At 48.9% G+C, this 16,911-nt stretch carries 15 protein-coding genes; 7 read left to right on the forward strand and 8 right to left on the reverse strand.

The features are described 5' to 3' along the window. Window positions 1-7 precede the first annotated feature (7 nt). On the forward strand, window positions 8-1,141 hold the full coding sequence (locus ACJ2PR_RS13635) for a cob(I)yrinic acid a,c-diamide adenosyltransferase (RefSeq protein ID WP_446858074.1): 1,134 nt from the start codon (window positions 8-10) through the stop codon (window positions 1,139-1,141). A gap of 312 nt (window positions 1,142-1,453) precedes the next feature. Beyond that, window positions 1,454-2,665 carry a glycoside hydrolase family 10 protein gene (locus ACJ2PR_RS13640; RefSeq protein WP_446877403.1) on the forward strand — a complete coding sequence of 404 codons (1,212 nt, stop codon included), beginning with the start codon at window positions 1,454-1,456 and terminating at the stop codon, window positions 2,663-2,665. A 25-nt stretch (window positions 2,666-2,690) separates the two neighbouring features. Here the strand turns inward: ACJ2PR_RS13640 and ACJ2PR_RS13645 are convergent, their stop codons facing one another. Continuing rightward, window positions 2,691-4,094, reverse strand: coding sequence for an aromatic ring-hydroxylating dioxygenase subunit alpha (locus ACJ2PR_RS13645; protein WP_446877404.1), 1,404 nt, complete (start codon window positions 4,092-4,094; stop codon window positions 2,691-2,693). 160 nt (window positions 4,095-4,254) lie between these two features. Further along, window positions 4,255-5,436 carry an aminotransferase class V-fold PLP-dependent enzyme gene (locus ACJ2PR_RS13650; protein ID WP_446877406.1) on the reverse strand — a complete coding sequence of 394 codons (1,182 nt, stop codon included), beginning with the start codon at window positions 5,434-5,436 and terminating at the stop codon, window positions 4,255-4,257. 211 nt (window positions 5,437-5,647) lie between these two features. On the opposite strand from ACJ2PR_RS13650, the gene ACJ2PR_RS13655 reads away from it, so the two are divergent. Together ACJ2PR_RS13655 and ACJ2PR_RS13660 are read left to right on the forward strand one after the other, a co-directional pair. Beyond that, window positions 5,648-7,153, forward strand: coding sequence for a TM0106 family RecB-like putative nuclease (locus ACJ2PR_RS13655; protein WP_446877407.1), 1,506 nt, complete (start codon window positions 5,648-5,650; stop codon window positions 7,151-7,153). 90 nt (window positions 7,154-7,243) lie between these two features. Beyond that, entirely contained in the window at window positions 7,244-7,435 is a 192-nt protein-coding gene (locus ACJ2PR_RS13660) for a hypothetical protein (RefSeq protein WP_446877408.1), read from the forward strand. A gap of 588 nt (window positions 7,436-8,023) precedes the next feature. On the opposite strand, the gene ACJ2PR_RS13665 is transcribed toward ACJ2PR_RS13660, so the two are convergent. Then, the gene (locus ACJ2PR_RS13665; protein ID WP_446877409.1) at window positions 8,024-8,524 is read right to left on the reverse strand and encodes an N-acetyltransferase family protein; all 501 of its coding nucleotides are present in this window, start codon (window positions 8,522-8,524) and stop codon (window positions 8,024-8,026) included. Further along, window positions 8,511-8,840 carry a divalent-cation tolerance protein CutA gene (gene cutA, locus ACJ2PR_RS13670; RefSeq protein ID WP_446869692.1) on the reverse strand — a complete coding sequence of 110 codons (330 nt, stop codon included), beginning with the start codon at window positions 8,838-8,840 and terminating at the stop codon, window positions 8,511-8,513. The genes ACJ2PR_RS13665 and cutA overlap by 14 nt, the downstream gene beginning before the upstream one ends. A 42-nt stretch (window positions 8,841-8,882) precedes the next feature. On the opposite strand from cutA, the gene ACJ2PR_RS13675 reads away from it, so the two are divergent. The 3 genes from ACJ2PR_RS13675 (at window position 8,883) to ACJ2PR_RS13685 (ending at window position 11,199) form a co-directional block, all read left to right on the forward strand. Then, on the forward strand, window positions 8,883-9,563 hold the full coding sequence (locus tag ACJ2PR_RS13675) for a DUF2834 domain-containing protein (protein WP_446877410.1): 681 nt from the start codon (window positions 8,883-8,885) through the stop codon (window positions 9,561-9,563). Window positions 9,564-9,601: 38 nt separating this feature from the next. Further along, entirely contained in the window at window positions 9,602-10,330 is a 729-nt protein-coding gene (locus tag ACJ2PR_RS13680) for a 4'-phosphopantetheinyl transferase family protein (RefSeq protein WP_446877411.1), read from the forward strand. A 74-nt stretch (window positions 10,331-10,404) separates the two neighbouring features. Beyond that, window positions 10,405-11,199 carry a hypothetical protein gene (locus tag ACJ2PR_RS13685; RefSeq protein ID WP_446877412.1) on the forward strand — a complete coding sequence of 265 codons (795 nt, stop codon included), beginning with the start codon at window positions 10,405-10,407 and terminating at the stop codon, window positions 11,197-11,199. A gap of 291 nt (window positions 11,200-11,490) precedes the next feature. Here ACJ2PR_RS13685 and ACJ2PR_RS13690 read toward each other — a convergent pair whose 3' ends face one another. The 4 genes from ACJ2PR_RS13690 to ACJ2PR_RS13705 form a co-directional block, all read right to left on the reverse strand. Then, window positions 11,491-11,892, reverse strand: a complete 402-nt coding sequence (locus ACJ2PR_RS13690) for a hypothetical protein (protein WP_446877413.1) — start codon at window positions 11,890-11,892, stop codon at window positions 11,491-11,493. A 215-nt stretch (window positions 11,893-12,107) separates the two neighbouring features. Continuing rightward, window positions 12,108-12,566, reverse strand: a complete 459-nt coding sequence (locus tag ACJ2PR_RS13695; protein ID WP_446877414.1) for a hypothetical protein — start codon at window positions 12,564-12,566, stop codon at window positions 12,108-12,110. Window positions 12,567-13,141: 575 nt separating this feature from the next. Continuing rightward, on the reverse strand, window positions 13,142-13,516 hold the full coding sequence (locus ACJ2PR_RS13700; RefSeq protein ID WP_446869687.1) for a response regulator: 375 nt from the start codon (window positions 13,514-13,516) through the stop codon (window positions 13,142-13,144). A 202-nt stretch (window positions 13,517-13,718) separates the two neighbouring features. Then, window positions 13,719-16,748, reverse strand: coding sequence for a response regulator (locus ACJ2PR_RS13705; protein WP_446877415.1), 3,030 nt, complete (start codon window positions 16,746-16,748; stop codon window positions 13,719-13,721). Window positions 16,749-16,911 lie beyond the last annotated feature (163 nt).

Genomic DNA, 16,911 nt, shown 5'->3' on the forward strand with positions numbered 1-16,911 from the left:
CAAGGTTATGGCCAGAACGGGAATTGGCATTCGGACGGCTCAGACACGATCGGAGCGGATGGTCGGTCAGATTCACGTCTATGATGGCGCTGGCAAGGGCAAGTCTCAGGCGGCGTTGGGTGTGGTGCTGCGGTCGATCGGGCTGGGCATTCACAATTTCTCGCAAACCCGTGTGCTGTTGCTGCGATTTCTCAAAGGGCCGGGGCGCACGTATGACGAAGATGCAGCGATCCAAGCCCTTCAGCGCGGCTTTCCTCATCTGATTGACCAAGTGCGAACGGGACGAGCCGAATTTTTTGGAGCAGACGAAATCACCAAGTTCGATCGCCAAGAAGCGCAACGGGGATGGGATGTCGCCAAGGGTGCGATCGCGTCGGGACTCTATTCTGTCGTGGTCATGGACGAACTGAATCCGGTGCTAGACCTGGGACTGTTGCCCGTCGATGAAGTGGTCAGCACGCTCAAACGCAAGCCCGAACACATGGAAATCATTGCCACCGGACGAGGGGCCCCCCAGGGATTGATCGATATCGCCGATCTGCATTCTGAAATGCGCCCGATGTATCACCCGATCGCCCAAGAACAGGGCATCGCCGGAATCGAGATTTACGCTGGGGCCGGAAAAGGCAAATCCACCAGCGCCCTTGGTAAAGCGCTGCAAGCGATCGGCAAAGGCATCGGACAGGACAAATCGCACCGAGTTTTGATCATGCAGTGGCTCAAAGGGGGGGCGGGCTATACCGAAGATGCGGCGATCGATGCCCTTCGGCAAATTTATCCTAATCTGGTTGACCATCAGCGATCGGGGCGAGATGCGATCGTGTGGCGAGGTCAGCAGCAAGAGTTAGATTACGTCGAAGCGGAGCGGGCCTGGGAAATTGCACGAGCGGCGATCGCGTCCGGCTTATACAAAACGATCATTCTAGATGAATTGAATCCGACCGTTGATCTAGAATTATTGCCTCAAGAACCGATCGTGCAGGCCCTCTTACGGAAGCCTCGCGACACCGAAATCATTATCACCGGACGCTGCAAAAATCCGCCTGCTTACTTCGATCTGGCAACGGTTCATTCAGAAATGGTTTGCCACAAACACTATGCAGAAAAGGGGATTGATCTCAAGCGAGGAGTCGATTTCTAAAGCAGTCTTCTAAAGCAAACTGAACAAACTGGTGAATCAGAGAATTTAATCTTCCGGATGATTGCGATCGTTTCGCGAAGTGATTGAAATACCTGGCTGACTCATACGTTGATGATTCGGGCACTGATTATTATTTTCTACGTCAAGGATTTCGCTGGCTTCAGGTTTTGATTGCACTTGATAAAGAGTTGCATTCCCGGAATGATCAAACTTCGATTAGGGAGCATCAATACCTGTAGACTGTAGTGCTAGTGAATTTGTGTGCAAAAAATAGACGATCGGTGCAGTTGGCTCTCTCAATCTTTCGCGCTTATGAATGGACATCTCTATCGAGGTTGGCGACGATTCGTTCGATTTCTGCTGCCTGTTTTATTTTTGGGATCGATCTTCACCTCGATCGCGCTGGGTAATCCCGGCATCGTCCAAGAAACTCGCCCAGAAATTCGCGGGGTTTGGATGACGCTCAATGACATGGACATCCTCAAAGATCGCACCAAACTGCAAGCAGCGATCGGTCAACTACAGCGCTTAAATTTCAACACCGTTTATCCTGTCGTTTGGAACTCTGGCTATGTGATGTATCCTAGCGCAGTGGCAAGACGAGCAGAGATTCAGCCCTTTGTTTACCAGGGTTCTGACGGTCACGATATTATTGCAGATGTGGTCACGCAGGCTCATCGTCAAGGGTTACTTGCCATTCCCTGGTTTGAGTTTGGGTTTATGGCTCCTCCGACTTCAGAATTGGTGATCAATCATTCAGACTGGCTGACCCAAAAGCGTGACGGTAGCCAAACTTCGATTAGCGGTGCGGGTGAAGTCGTTTGGTTAAATCCGTTTCGCCCCGACGTTCAACAATTTATTAGCGACCTCGTGATCGAAATCGTTTCTCAATATGATGTCGATGGCATTCAGTTTGACGATCATATGAGTTTGCCGCGTGAGTTTGGCTACGATGACTATACCGTTGCGCTCTATACCAAGGAGACCAAGAAAGCGCCGCCCTCAAATCCTGGTGATGCCGCGTGGGTCAAGTGGAGAGCCGACAAAATTACCGCTTTTATGTCTCAGCTTAAGAATGCGGTCAAAGCCAGAAGGCCCAACGCCATTATCTCAGTTTCGCCCAACTACTATGATTTTGCTTATCGATTGCAGCTACAGGATTGGCTCAATTGGGTCAGACAAGGATTGGTAGACGAGTTGGTAATGCAGGTTTATCGCTCTGATCTGCAAAGTTTTTATGAGCAGCTTGTCCGCCCAGAGATTCAAGAAGTCCAGCAAAAAATCGCGACGGGCATCGGCATCATGGCGGGTTTGAGAAACAACCAGGTGTCGATCGCTCAGATTCAGTCTCAAGTCCGAGTGGCTCAAGAGCGCGGGTTGGGGGTGGCTTTCTTTTACTACGAAAGTTTGTGGGACGAAGCTCCAGAGCCTCCCGCAGAACGACAAGCAGGATTTCAGGCGCTTTTTCCGGCTCCATCCATGCGATCCCTTGCGGGTAACTCGAAGGGATCGGCGGCAAGATGAGGGGTGAATCGGGAACTTTGGAATCCTATTGTTTTTCGGGGAGGTTTCTGGGCGGGGTTCTTCGGCCTTCGTAAAATCGCCGCTCTAATTTGCCCAATCCCAGCCAGATGGCTCCTGCGATTAGAGGAACGGGGATAGCGAGAATGGGCACTTGTTGATTGAGGGCGAGAATGGAAAGAATCGCCCAGGAAATGGCTCCAAAAATGGCCACGCTGAATCGAATTTTTTGGATATTGGCCAGCGCATTCCGGCAACTGGCGCAGTGTTGAGTGTGGGAATGGTAGCGATCGAGCAGCTTCTCATCCGAAATTGGAGCCGACAACGCCACTTCAGGAAACGGATCGGACTGAAATTGATTGACCCATTTGCGAAACTCTGACACAAAAGAATCGGCACGAGTCGGCAAATAAAAGGCCTTTGAGAAATTGAGGCCGCCGCCTTTTGCTGCTAGATAGCGTTCTTGATAGTGCAGAAAAATCTGATCGTCTTCCAAAATGTCGTTGTTGCTGAGATGAGAGTACCAGCGGGGAGTCAGCTTGATGAAAAAGGCAGGCACCTTGGAAGAGAATTTGAAGGGAAATCGGGCAAACACGCGACATTCCCCTTTGCGAATCGGGGTTGCGTAAACAACGGTCATCGTTCTGCCAAACTGCTTGGAGGTCAAATCGTGCCACATCAGCGAAGGAGCAATAAATAGGCTGTGTTGCTGTCCCAGTGTGCCTTTGCGCGGCCCGTCTGCCCAAAATCCCTTGAATCCTTGTTTACCCGACTCCAAAACATCCAATTCGACGGGGGAGGCGGTCGATCGATTCCCCACCGATTTGTGATGCGTAAACGGCACATGACTCGAATCCAGCACATTTTCGAGCAGCGTCAGCGCATCATAGGGCAAATCGCGAAAGGTATTGAGACAAACCCATTCATCGGGCGTTTCTTCGATCGCGTCGATGATCGGAATCTTGACCTGGGGCGCATTCTCTGGTTGACCGGGGTAGACAAACAGCAAGCCTTGACGCTCGGCCGTGGGCATTGAAGTGACGCAGGCCCGTTTTGACTGATGCGCCAGACTCCCTTCGGGCTGTTGAGGAATGCGATCGCACCCACCATCTCCCCGAAACGCCCACCCATGATACGGACATTCCAGCAGTCCATCAGCGGCAATGCGACCTTCTGAAAGCGGCGCGAGACGATGGGGACACTGATCCTCAAACGATCGCCAACAAGATGCGTCTCGATCCCACCAGATCACTAAATCTTGACCCAACAGCGTAAATTTAGTTGGCTTGGTCTGATCAAGGTCAGCGACATAGTGAACGGGATACCAGGCTTCTTTACAGTCAAAGCGATCGGGGTCACTACCACCCGCCGCAAGCTCATAAGTTTTGTGGAACGGCTCATCTGGTTGAGCGGTGCGTGCTTCAGTCAGCATGGGAAACGATCGCCTTTTTTGGAAAAGATTGCTTTACACAGCTTAACAACTCCTCGTCACACCCGCAGAACTTGAAGCCTCGATCGAGGATGGCAAGGCAAGCAAACGCATCTGAAGCCAGACCTCTGAATAATTTTTGCGCGGTGACTTCAAACACTTTCTAGAACGCCGCGATCGCACCCACCAACGCATCGATTTCTGTCTCAGTGGTGAAATAGTGAACGCAAGCTCGAACACAATTGGGATCAAGCAAGACTCGTAGAAAAAAGTGTTTGCTCTCTAAAAATTGCACCAGACGAACGTGTTCTCCATTCGCTAACTGAAAGGAGACTAGCCCAGATTGCGGCGGAGTCGATCGCAGACAGGTGACATTAGAAAGTTGCGTCAATCGCTGCCAAAGATAAGCACTGCGATCGCAAATCATGCCATATCGCTCCTCGGCGGTGCCGATCGTGTGATGAAAGGCGATCGCGGCTCTCAGTCCGGCATAGAGCGGAATCGCAGAAGTGGCAATTTCGTAACGGCGGCTGTCGGGTTGCCATCCGGTAGGCTGATTGTGAGCGTCGATCGTAATGCTGCGCCAGCCAATAAAGGTGGGATGCAAACTGTCACGCGCATCGGGTCTGACATACAATCCGCCCAGTCCGGCCGCTCCGCACCACCATTTGTGCCCCGTAAATGCGTAAAAATCGACTCCTGATTCGGTCAGATTTAACGGCAACATGCCTACCGATTGAGCCGCGTCCACCAAAATTCTGATTGGTTGGTTAAGTGAGTGCGATCGACAAATCGCGACAATTTCACTCAAGGGCAAGACCTGTCCCGTGTTCCATAGAATGTGACTGAGTACGACGAGACGAGTGTTGGGGCGCAAGTGTTGAGCCATCACCGCCACCGGATCGCCTTGATTTAACGTCGCCATAATCGGGCAAACCGACACTTCGATCTGAAAGCGGCGCTGAAGTTCTTGAGTCGCTGCAATGATGCCTTGATGTTCGCAATCGGTGAGCAACAGATGATCGCCCGCCTGCCAATCGATGCCCCACAGCGCGATATTGCAGCCCACAGAGACATCTTCGGTCAAGGCGATCGACTCCGCTGAAACTCCCAGTTCTGAAGCGATCGCCGCCCTTGTCAAATTGCCCTCCTGCACAATCCAGGAATTGACCGCACTAGAAAACGGGCCCGCCTGCTGAAAATGATCTTGGGCTTGCTGAATGGCGGCGATCGCGGGCTGCGGCATGGGGCCCTGTCCTCCGTAGTTAAAGTAGCCTTTGCCCTCCAAATATGGAAAGTGTTGGCGATGCTGGTTGAGTTGAGCCGTCATAGAAATGTTAACCATTCGATAGGTGGAACTTGCTTTAAACGGTTTGTCGCGATGTGGCTCAGGACTTCTACTTTCTAGATTTCCTGATCTGAACGACGTTGATCTTCAGCTTTCTCAAGTTGGTGAATTCAAATTAGTTTTCGCTAACTCAAGTAATTCCTAAATTCAAGACGCAAAAGACAAATTTCTCTCAGCAGTCAGCCCGATTTCTTGTTAGTTTATAGGCATGTTGTTGACTGCCGATCTACTTCTCAATTATCAACGCTGTAGTCGTCGAGCTTACCTCGATTTGTATGGAGATCTCACCCAGCGAGATGCTCCCAATGACTATTTGCAAAAATTGTTGCAGGACAGCATCGCCAACCATCGAGAAATTTTGGCAGACCAGACTTATCATCAGCCAACCCACACCGCTAGAGATTGGTCAGCCGGGGCAAATGCGACTCTAGAACTGATGCAGCGAGGGGTCGATCGCATTTATCAGCCCGTTCTGATGAGCGAAGAAAATGGCGTAACGTTGATTAGCGTGCCTGATTTGTTAACGAGACAGCCCGGAGAGTCGGTCTTTGGCGATTGGGTATACGTGCCTACCGAAATCAAGTTGAGTAAGCGCCCCAAGCAAGAGTATCAAATCATTGTGGCGTTTCATGTGCGCGTTTTGGCGGCGGTGCAGGGAGCCTGGTCTGAGACGGCGTGGCTGATGTTGCGTGAGAAGGGGCTGTTTGAGGTGGATCTGTGGGAGTCGATTCCACGAATGGAATTGATTTTGCAAGAGTGCCTGACGACGCTGCAACAAAAGCAGGAACCTGAAGTTTTCATCTCGCGCAGTCGGTGTAGTCTGTGTCATTGGTATAACCAGTGTTATACGATCGCCAAGTCTGACCAACATCTTTCGCTCTTGCCTGGGGTGACTCCGCCTCGCTATGCCCAGCTTCAAGCGCTCAATCTGACTTCTGTAGAGGCGTTGGCCAACGTTCAGCCGAGCCAGTTGGAGCCGCTACCCGGATTTGGGAGCGAAACTGCGAAAAAGTTAGTTCGTCAGGCTCAGTCATTTGTGCAAAATTGCGCGTTGCCGGGAGAAAGTAACGCTGACCAACCCGAAAGTACCAATGGTCATCGGTTTCTCAATGGTAAACGGGCTGCTCAGGAGATTCCGACGGCGGATGTAGAACTGTATTTTGATATCGAAGCTGAACCGTCGCTGAATTTAATTTATCTACATGGAATTTTGGTCGTCGATCGACAGAAAAAGACCGAAGTTTTCCATTCCCTACTCGCTGAGAAACCTGAAGACGAATTCAAAATTTGGCAAGAATTAATCGATTTGATGTGGGTGTATCCAACTGCGCCCATTTTTCATTTTTGCCCCTATGAAGTGCAGACGATGGGACGACTCGCCGAGCTTTATGAAACGCCGATCGACCGCATTCAGCCGCTACTTCCTCGCTTTATAGATTTGCACGATCGTATTACCAAATCCGTAACGCTGCCTGTCGAAAGCTATGCGCTCAAACATATTGCTCGCTGGCTGGGGTTTGACTGGCGAGATTCTAGCGCTAATGGGGCCCAATCGATTTATTGGTATGCACAATGGTTAGCGACGGGCGATCGTTCGTTCTTAAATTCAATCTTGGTCTACAACGAAGATGATTGTCGCGCGACTTATCACATCAAAGAGTGGCTCGTCGATTTTTTGCAACAACAACGGGAGCGATCGTCGGCTATTTCATAACTTTTAAAGAGGGTAGGTTTGGAGGATGTTTGAACAGTATCAAATCGTCTGGAGATCCCCCCTAGCCCCCTTTAAAACAACGTGAATTCGATGAAATTCCTCGCTGTAGCGATCACTCCAGGCAGCCCCCTAAATCCCCCAAGTTTGGGGGACTTTGAGCAAGAAATCCTGTCCGAAAGTCCCCCAGATTTGGGGGGTTGGGGGGCAGAAGCGTTAAATACCGAAGCGAAAAAACTCTATCGAATTCACGTTAAAACAGGTAGGGTTGATTCGTTTTATTGAAAGGAAGAACGAAGAGCCGATCTTTTTGTTAGTTGCCGTAGATCTGTTGAAAAGGAAGAATCAGGAGGCAAATTTTAATCACCAGGAATACTGAGAAATCTAATGTTTTCTGAGTCGAATTCGATTTGCCCGGCGGAAGATACTTCAGTTCGCCTCGGATATTCAAACTCTCTTACGACTTATCAATCATTCCGGTGCGCCAATTGAGTTTGCTTCCCGTCGCATTTGATTCGCTCTGCATCGCATTTGATTCTTCCTGCGGAATATACAGAATTCCATCTCGTTTATTGAATTTGCTCTACGTCCGATGCGATTTTCCTGCGGGATTTACGGAAGAATGGCGATCGCTCAGACCAACCGCCTGATTTCACCGTCAACAAGATTCGCTCAACACATCCTGCATTCTACAAATATCAGTGTTATTTAATTCCCGATCCTTACGGTTACGATCGTAGACTCCATAGAGACATTTGAGAACTTCGATCGAGATTTCAGAAACAAGTTCAAAGTTCTCCAGAATGGGAGATTTAGGGGGCAGAAGATCTGATCTGATCAACAAAGCAAAAAACTCATCGAATTCAGACCCAATTAAACGTCTGTCTTTACTCTTTTGCCGACGATCACTAAATCCTGTTCGCTCGTCTCAAATTTGGCAACTCCAGGCAAATAGCCCCACTGCTCAAAGCCATATTGCTCAAAGAGTTTGAGACTGGGTTGATTGCCTGCAAAGATGAAGCCCAACAGCGTCGTGATCTGGAGAGACGGACTAGCTTCGATCGCCCGCTCCAACAACGATCGCCCAATTCCCCGCCGCCGAAAATCAGGGGAGACGTATAAGCTCAACTCCACCGTTCCCTGATAAGCAGGTCTACCGTAAAACGATTGGAAGCCTAACCATCCCGCGATCGCGCTATCCATTTCCATAACCCAGAGTGGTCGATCGTTCGGAGTGTGAGACGCAAACCAGGCAAGACGACTCTCAAGGGTGACAGGCTCAACATCAGCCGTGACAATTCGAGTAGAAACCGTGGAATTGTAGATGGCAACGATCGCGGCCAAATCGCTCTCAACTGCATCACGAATTCCCATTGACTTGCTCCGAAATCCACTGCAAATAGTGACTAGACCCTGCCACGATCGGCACCGCAATAATCTCTGGCACCTCATACGAATGGAGTTCTCGAACTTTAGCTTCCAGTTCTGCAAATCGACTGCGATCGGACTTGATCAACAATTGCCATTCCTCATCTTTATGAATCTCGCCCTGCCACCGATAAACCGACTGCACCGGAAGCAACGTCACACAAGCCGCTAATCGAGTTTCGACCAAAGACTGAGCGATCGTCTCCCCCTCTTGCCGAGATGAAGCCGTCACCAACACCACACAACATGTCTCTTCTGCCATACGCCTCTAAAATATGATCACTCTCTACTATCCACGATTGTCATGCTCAGAAAAGTTGCGCTCGTCCTACTTTGGATTGGATTTGTCAGCTATGCCTTTTTGTTGGCTCCGCCTGACCAACCCGATACGATCGACTTAATCAAAAATCTTTCCACGGGACAGGTTGAGGGCATCAATCCTTTGATTGTCGGACTGTTTAATATTATGGGTGTCTGGCCGCTGATTTATAGTTGTGTCTTGTTTTTAGATGGTCGAGGGCAAAAGATTCCCGCCTGGTTTTTTGGGTCTGCATCCTTCGGCGTAGGGGCGTTTGCGCTGTTGCCTTACTTATTTTTGCGTCAGCCTAGTCCCACTTTTTCAGGACAAAAGAATTGGTTTCTTAAGATTATGGATTCTCGCTTGACAGGCGCATTGATTGGATTGGGCGCGATCGCGCTCTTCACCTATGGCGTAACTCAAGGCAATTGGAGCGACTTTATTCAACAATGGAAAACCAGTCGATTTATTCATGTGATGAGTCTAGATTTTTGTTTGTTGTGCCTACTATTTCCGACGCTGCTTGGAGATGACATGGCGCGACGAGGACTCACTGATCAAAGAATCTTTTGGGCAGTTTCGTTGGTGCCGTTGTTTGGGCCGATCGCTTATCTCGCACTGCGTCCCCCAACCATTGAACAAACAACAGAAGCGATGAGTCAGCAACCTGTAGGGGCAAAGGGATGAGGGAGAACTGGGGGTCGCTTTGCGATGAGGAATGAGGGATGAGGGATGAAAAAATATGGGGTCTTCCGGTGGGTGAGGTGAAGTGTCCTGTGCAATCAGTGCATGTTTGGCGGGCTGATTTGGATGACTCACAGCAACTTGAAGATTGGTTGAAACTATTGTCGTCGGATGAACACGATCGCGCCGATCGCTTTCGGTTTGCTCAACATCGGAGTCGCTTTATTGCAGGTCGAGGAATCTTACGATCGCTGCTTTCGCTCTATTTGCAAACTGACCCAAAATCCTTGCAATTTACTTATGGTCAACAAGGCAAACCAACCCTGATAGATCATCACTTGCACTTCAATTTGGCTCATTCTCAAGGGTTGGCGCTTTATGCAATTTGCGATCGTCCAGTTGGGATTGATCTAGAACAAATTCGCATCGTTTCTGATCTACAATCTCTAACTCAGCGCTTCTTTTGTGTTAATGAACATCATTCGATTTCTGCTCTACCCCCTCAACAGCGACCCACTGCTTTCTTTCGTCACTGGACATGCAAAGAAGCCTACCTAAAAGCGACAGGAGAAGGATTGTCAAAGCTCAAGGGGTTAGAAATTTCATTAACCAATTCAGCCCATTTAATTCAAGTCCCAGACGGAGCGATTCACAATTGGCAACTCAAAGAACTGGCACCAGGCGAAGGATTTGTAGGGGCAGTGGTGACGATGGGCGAAAATCTGAGCGTCGATCGCTGGCAGTTCTCAACCAACAAAGTAAATCGCTGACGACGGTCGCTTCAGTTAAAAATGAGTTCCTCCGATATACTTGCAGAGGTATTCACTCAAAGGAAAAAACACAGATGCAGCTATCAACGATGCCAGCGAATTCGAGTTTGACTACAATTAATGGTGAACCTGCGATTGCGATCGAGTCCATGCCAAAAAGCTGGCAGCGCATTCAATCAGGCAACTGGATGACTGAACCGACGGTTTACACTGCACTGGCGCAGGTCTTCTTAGCCAAAAATCAACAGGGGCATTTTCTATTTGCAGAGCGTCCCGACACCTCATCTCTCAAAGATGCCTACCTTGAAGGCAATCGGCTCTTAGCCTGGGAAGCCGTTTGTCACTTTGGAGCAGCGTTTCTTCCAGAAAACTATCCCGATTTGCAGCAGATTCGCAATGAGTTATTGGCGAGTAACGTGCAGCAAGAAGAGCGACTAGCCCTGGTGCAGATTGTCAGCGATTTGTTTGATGAACTTGGATATGACGTGCCTGCTACCTTTTATTGGACGTTTTTGAACCCGTTGCAGCGATCGGATTTGTTTGAAGTGCGATCGTTTCGTTTTAGTGAACAAGATCTTGGCGTTGCCCGCAAATTTGACGCAATTCTCCACGGCGGCTATGTGTCTCCTTTTCGGCGCTTGATTGATAGTGTATCCAGTCGCTATGGCTACTATCTAGAACATGAATGCGGCTGCGAAAATCATTTGGCAAAACTCAAGCCCTGCGATTCTCCATTTGAATACGCTATTCCAGAAGCGATGCGTCAAAAAACGTTGCGGGCCTTCTTCTGGAGCGTGATGGAAGAGTATATGCTGTTTGAATTGCGATCGGCGACTCGACTGGTTTATGCAGACAACTTGACGCTCTAAAGCGATCTAAAGCGATCGTTCTAACAAAAATGGGTAGTTGATAAAAGGCGTTGACAATCACCAATTAATCCCTACCCAAGACATATCACTTTAACGTGAATTCGATGGCAGTTTTTCGCTTTGGTCTTCAGCGCTTCTGCCCCCCAACCCCCCAATCTGGGGGACTATTAGAGACTATTCTTCGCTCAAAGTCCCTCACTCGTGGGGGATTTAGGGGGCTGCCCGGATTTGTAACAGCAGCGAAGGATTTCATCGAATTCACGTCACTTTACTAGAACACTATATTGAAGGTTATGCAACCAGGACGTTCACATCTCCAGCGTCTTTGTAGACTCGCCAGCAATCACCATTGCGATGAAGCAGTGATCCTTTATCTGTTACGCAGATTGCAACCGAAGCATTTTCACTCGGCCCTCTAAACAAGGTTGCTTTGTCTCGATCGTAGCCTTTGAGTTGATGTTGGCTACAGGTCACTCTTTCTTCAACCACAATAAAAGACTTCCCGATCGCTTGACATTCTATTTGAATGCTCAAAAGTCTAGTTTTGATTTCTCCTAAGCAATCATCAGGTGATAACGTTTGGGCAGACAGAAGTGCTGCATTAATCTTCTGCCCTACGATTCGTTTAACTTGCTCTCGCTGCTTCTCAAGGGGAACGTTGATTAATTTCTCGGTGTATTCAGATACAGTCATGGCTCATATCTCAGGACAACATCAAAGTGGTAATGCCCCTGATGTGTCGATCAGATGTCGCTCATCCGCAAAGGGAGTGCTCTAATGAGGTAATGCACAATGCACAACACAGATGAGATACATTGCACCTCCAAAAACAGGAACTAGCGCTAAAGATTGCAGCGATCGTGTACGTAGTTTGGTCATACAAATTTCCTTCTTATTAGGGTGAACGATCAAGGTCGAACCGTAATTGGAAACTTCATCTCAAACGGGTTAAAACTGCCATCTTTTGATTTCCCAGATAACACCACTACATAAGCACCCGGCTTAGGAAACGTAATGTTCGTGCGAATTGCCCGATGTCCTTTTTGATGTCCTGCCATTTCTATTGTTGAGAGCGGCAGGCGATCGGTCATCCAAATTGGTTTGCTGCCCTGCTTTCCAGTTGCATAGGCAGTCACTTGACAATCACAGGTGGCCGGAGAAATCATCGCTCCGCCGCGTCGAGTCAGCATAAACCACGTCATAGTGGACTTCCCAGCGTAGGGTGAGTCGTCGGGTTCGAGGTGAATCATGGCTCCAACGCTGTTAGGTGCGGCCTTTTGTTGATGAGCCTCCAGCGGTAACAGCCAGAAGGGTGCCAGCGTCACTCCGAGCACTGTAGCAAGACAAATCGATGGAATTTTACGCATGGTTAACTTTCCCCTTAAACAATTGAGATAAGACGGTTGAACTGTATTTCGATAAGCCAGCGTCACACGGTTAGCGTGCGAATGTCAGATAGAATGCTGCGATCGACGTTATAGCCTTGACCAAAAATAGATAAGCTTAGAGCCGCCTACAAGGTTTTTGGCATTGCTAAATCCAGAGATGAATCTTGAGAGTGAAAGTCAGAGAGTCCTCCAGAATTGGGGGGGTTGGAGGGCAATTTAGACCATCGCTCAACAACGCCGATTTGCCATAGTTAGGATCTCAAGCGTGCTCAACCGATAAACAGCGGTCTACTAACACCAAAACCGAGTTTGGAGAAGATTTCAGCAGGTAAATTCTTACTGTGTGGACGGGATGATGCCAACCCTTGTATCACTACACCGTTAGACTTAAGCAATCGCCAATCTGCACACCTAAACCACCACAAGGGTAGATGCGATTTCTAACCAGTGTTTTCTTAACCTGCTCAGGTTACAACGGATGCACTTTGAGCGATGACGATCGGTAGTCAGTTTCAAAACTGTCTTTCCTATCGACAATTGTTTATAAAAAGGACTTAGAGATTCCAGCCTAGCGTAGCGGCGATTTGGTTGGCCAGCTCTAATGGCTCAAAGGGTTTGGCGAGCGCCGCCTTGATTCCCAGTTGCAGATAGCGCTGACGATCGGACGATTGCACTTTCGCCGTCAACAGGAGAACTGGAATCTTTTGAGTCAATGCATTCTTCTGAAGATTTTGAAACGTGGTCAGCCCATCCATATCAGGCATCATCACATCTAATAAAATTGCGTCAGGCTGTTCGGCTTCTGCTTTCTTGATGCCTTCCATGCCAGAACTGGCCGTCAAAACCTCCCAACCTGCGATCGTCTCTAGACAGATTTGAGTGACTTCTTGAATGTACTGTTCGTTATCGATGACTAAGATTCGCTTCATAAAATTAAATTGCTCGACAAATCTTTTAGAGAGACCTGGGTTTAATGTGAATGCAATCAAGTTTTTTCGCTTCACTGTCCAGAACTTCTGCCCCAACTCTCTTATTCTGAAGCACTTTAAGACAAGATTTTCGGGGGGCTGTCTAGATTGATAAGCAGAAAGATTTCATTCAACTCACCTAGATTGATGGACTGGTTTGATCTTAAAGAGATCGCTGCTGAAGTCGATCGTACTTCCGCAAAGGCAACGTGAAGGAAAACCTGCTGCCCTCGCCCAACACACTCTCAACCCAGATTTCTCCGCCATGCTGCTGCACAATGCTCCGACAAATCGCCAGCCCCAATCCCGTCCCCTCACAATTGCGAGAATCTGAAGAATCGACCTGCTGAAATCGCTCAAAAATACAGCCCAGCTTGTCGATCGGAATGCCCCGTCCCTGATCTTTGACTTGCAGCAAAACCGCCCCCTGATTTAGTGTCATCGTCAGCCACACCGTAGAGTGAGGAGGCGAAAATTTAATAGCATTGCTAAAAAGATTCGTGAGTGTTTGCACAATGCGATCGCGATCCACCCAAATTTCTACATTCAGCGTAGAAGCTTTGAGGGTGACATTGGCTTTTAGCGCGATCGGCTGTATCACATCCACCGCTTCGTGAATTAGGTCAGCTAGATTGCAGGATTGCTGATTCATTTTGACTGTGCCCGACTCAATTCGCTCAATGTCGAGAATGTCATTAATCAAGCGAACCAAGCGATCGGTGCTATCTACTGCAATTTGCAGCAAGCGCTTTCCTGCGTCGGAGTCGGCTTTGAGCAGTCCACTGGCCAACATTCCTAGCGATCCGTGAATGGAGGTGAGCGGCGTTCGCAGTTCGTGGCTGACGATCGAGACAAATTCGTCTTTCATGCGCTCGATTTGTTTGCGATCGGTAATGTCGCGCAAAATCACCGTAAACACCGTCTCGCCCGCCAGCATGAGTTTTGAGATCGAAGCCTCCGCCGGAAAATCGCCGCCATCTTTGCGACGGCCATAAATTTCGCAACGATCGCCCATGCGTCGAGCCTCTTCAGGAGAACGAGCAAAATCTTGAACGTGCCGCCGATGAATTTCTGCAAACCGAACTGGAAGTAAGCGATCGAGCGGTTGCCCCATGATTTCATTTGCGCTGTAGCCAAACATCTTCTCGGCTCCCTGGTTAAAAAGAGTGATTTGCTGCTGGGCATCAATGGCAATGATCGCATCATCCGCAATGTCTAAAATGCCTGCTAGTCTAGCTTGAGATTGTGAAGCGGCTTGAATGCGTTGACGATCGTCGAGTTCTGATTGAAGGTGCTGATTAAATTCGCGTAGTTTGGTTTGCTCGATCGAGGTTTCTTGAGCGTGTGAGTGATGTTCTTGTTGAGACGTACTTTTATGAATCTTTGCCATTCGCTGAAGCATTTTTTTGCGTTCTAGACGATTGACAACTCGCGTGACTAATTCTGCTCCCACGATCGGTTTGCTGACAAAATCATCGGCTCCGATCGCAAACACTTGATTCACGATGGCAGCGTCCGTATGAGCGGTGAGAAAAACGATCGGTAGCTCACTCCAGCGCGCATCATCTCGCACGACTTGACATAGGTCAACCCCACTCACATGAGGCATTTCGATATCGAGAATCAGCAGATCAGGCGAGACCGTTTCTAGCATTTTCCAAAACTGCCGTGCATCGTTGAGCGGAGTTACATTCAAGCCCCACGGCTCTAACAGAGATTGCACCACCGCCAAAACTTTGGGATCATCATCCACCGCTAAAATTTTGGTGTCTGCTGCGTCAATTTGTTTGAGAACCTGCGTCACCGTTGCCCACACTTCAGGCACAACAATCGGCTTAGAGAGAAAGGTTTGCCGACCCTGACGAGCCATTTGCAACCGATAGCTCAAATCAGTTTGTGCCGAAAACACAATAACCGGAACCGGAGGATTTCGTCGATGCAACTCCGTCAAAAAACTCAAACTATCTTCGGCATTCCCCACAGTTGGATCAAATAAAACAACGCTGGGATGATCGTGATAGAGAATTTTTTTAGCCAGCGTCAGATCAGGCGCGATCGCAGTTCTCAATTCCCAATTTACAGCATCTTGAATTAGGCGTTCGGTTAGATCTTGATCGCGATCGATCACCAAAACCAATGGCTGTAGTGTCGAAGAGGAGGTCGAGGAGGGAGTCGAAAACGCTGCGATTTCTTGACGGAGTGCCCACACCCAGGTCTGCAAATTCGTCGCCTGCTCTAGCACGCTCAAGTCGCCATCCAGACAGGTCTCTATCTGCCGCGCTAACGTCGATCCTTCTGGAATGCCAAACATGCCTAAAGCACCCGCCAGAGAATGAGCATCTTGTTTTGCCTGCGATCGCTCCTCTTGGCTCAGACGGCTTTGAAGTGCGGCCTCTGCTGCCTTTCCTAGACGCGAAACCTGTTGCTCAACTCGCCCCTGAAATCGCTGCCACACGCCTGCAATCTTCTCGATCGTTTGCTGTCGAATAGATTCTGCTGCCGCTTCGTTTTTTTGTTCGTTCAGGGGTTTCAGTCGATAGCCAATTCCATACACGGTTTCGATCAAATCCCCGGTTGCGCCTACACTTTTTAGCTTTTGTCGCAGTCCTTTAATGTGAGTCCTGACCGCCTCTTCTCCGGGCATTTCGTCATAGGCCCAGAGATGTTCGAGAATCATGCCGCAGCTAAAAACCCGCCGACTATTGCGTAAAAATAGTTCCAGCATTGCGTATTCTTTGGGCGTGAGCGTCAGCAATTTTGTTTGATACCTGACTTCACAACTGATCGGGTCAAGCCGCAACTGATCCCATTCCAACACAGGCTGAGAAACGGTGCTTCCTCGACGCAACAGCGCCCGAATTCGCGCCACCAACTCCTCGGCATCAAAGGGTTTTACCACATAGTCATCCGCTCCCGCATCCAGCCCGATCGCTTTGTCGTGACTGTTATCTTGAGCCGTCAGCAACAAAATCGGCATTGACAATCCTCGCGATCGCATCTGCCGACAGAGGCTAATCCCATCAAGTTTTGGCAGTTGCACATCCAGGAGAATCAGGTCATAGTCAAACGTTTCGATCAAATTCCAGCCAGCTTGCCCATCGATCGCGGTTTCAACTGCATAGTTTTGACGAGTCAAAATCGTGGTCAGCACCTGAAGAATTTGTTCGTCATCCTCAACAACTAAAATTCGCATGGGGAATTCGCACAGTCCGATTCTCTTGATCTTAGAAGTGATTTTTATATGTATTGGGGAATTGGTTACAAATATCTACTACTTTGAGGGATGAGGGAGGAAAGAAGAAGGGGTGAGGGATGAGGGATGAGGGATGAGGGATGAGGGATGAGGGATGAGGGAT

The sequence above is a fragment of the Phormidesmis sp. 146-33 genome (genome assembly GCF_052939515.1).

Bases quoted from the DNA above. Each gene is read 5' to 3' on its own strand.
- ACJ2PR_RS13635 (WP_446858074.1), top strand. From the start codon at position 8: ATGGCCAGAACGGGAATTGGCATTCGGACGGCTCAGACACGATCGGAG.
- ACJ2PR_RS13640 (WP_446877403.1), top strand. From the start codon at position 1,454: ATGAATGGACATCTCTATCGAGGTTGGCGACGATTCGTTCGATTTCTG.
- ACJ2PR_RS13645 (WP_446877404.1), bottom strand. From the start codon at position 4,094: ATGCTGACTGAAGCACGCACCGCTCAACCAGATGAGCCGTTCCACAAA.
- ACJ2PR_RS13650 (WP_446877406.1), bottom strand. From the start codon at position 5,436: ATGGTTAACATTTCTATGACGGCTCAACTCAACCAGCATCGCCAACAC.
- ACJ2PR_RS13655 (WP_446877407.1), top strand. From the start codon at position 5,648: ATGTTGTTGACTGCCGATCTACTTCTCAATTATCAACGCTGTAGTCGT.
- ACJ2PR_RS13660 (WP_446877408.1), top strand. From the start codon at position 7,244: ATGAAATTCCTCGCTGTAGCGATCACTCCAGGCAGCCCCCTAAATCCC.
- ACJ2PR_RS13665 (WP_446877409.1), bottom strand. From the start codon at position 8,524: ATGGGAATTCGTGATGCAGTTGAGAGCGATTTGGCCGCGATCGTTGCC.
- cutA (WP_446869692.1), bottom strand. From the start codon at position 8,840: ATGGCAGAAGAGACATGTTGTGTGGTGTTGGTGACGGCTTCATCTCGG.
- ACJ2PR_RS13675 (WP_446877410.1), top strand. From the start codon at position 8,883: ATGCTCAGAAAAGTTGCGCTCGTCCTACTTTGGATTGGATTTGTCAGC.
- ACJ2PR_RS13680 (WP_446877411.1), top strand. From the start codon at position 9,602: ATGAGGGATGAAAAAATATGGGGTCTTCCGGTGGGTGAGGTGAAGTGT.
- ACJ2PR_RS13685 (WP_446877412.1), top strand. From the start codon at position 10,405: ATGCAGCTATCAACGATGCCAGCGAATTCGAGTTTGACTACAATTAAT.
- ACJ2PR_RS13690 (WP_446877413.1), bottom strand. From the start codon at position 11,892: ATGACTGTATCTGAATACACCGAGAAATTAATCAACGTTCCCCTTGAG.
- ACJ2PR_RS13695 (WP_446877414.1), bottom strand. From the start codon at position 12,566: ATGCGTAAAATTCCATCGATTTGTCTTGCTACAGTGCTCGGAGTGACG.
- ACJ2PR_RS13700 (WP_446869687.1), bottom strand. From the start codon at position 13,516: ATGAAGCGAATCTTAGTCATCGATAACGAACAGTACATTCAAGAAGTC.
- ACJ2PR_RS13705 (WP_446877415.1), bottom strand. From the start codon at position 16,748: ATGCGAATTTTAGTTGTTGAGGATGACGAACAAATTCTTCAGGTGCTG.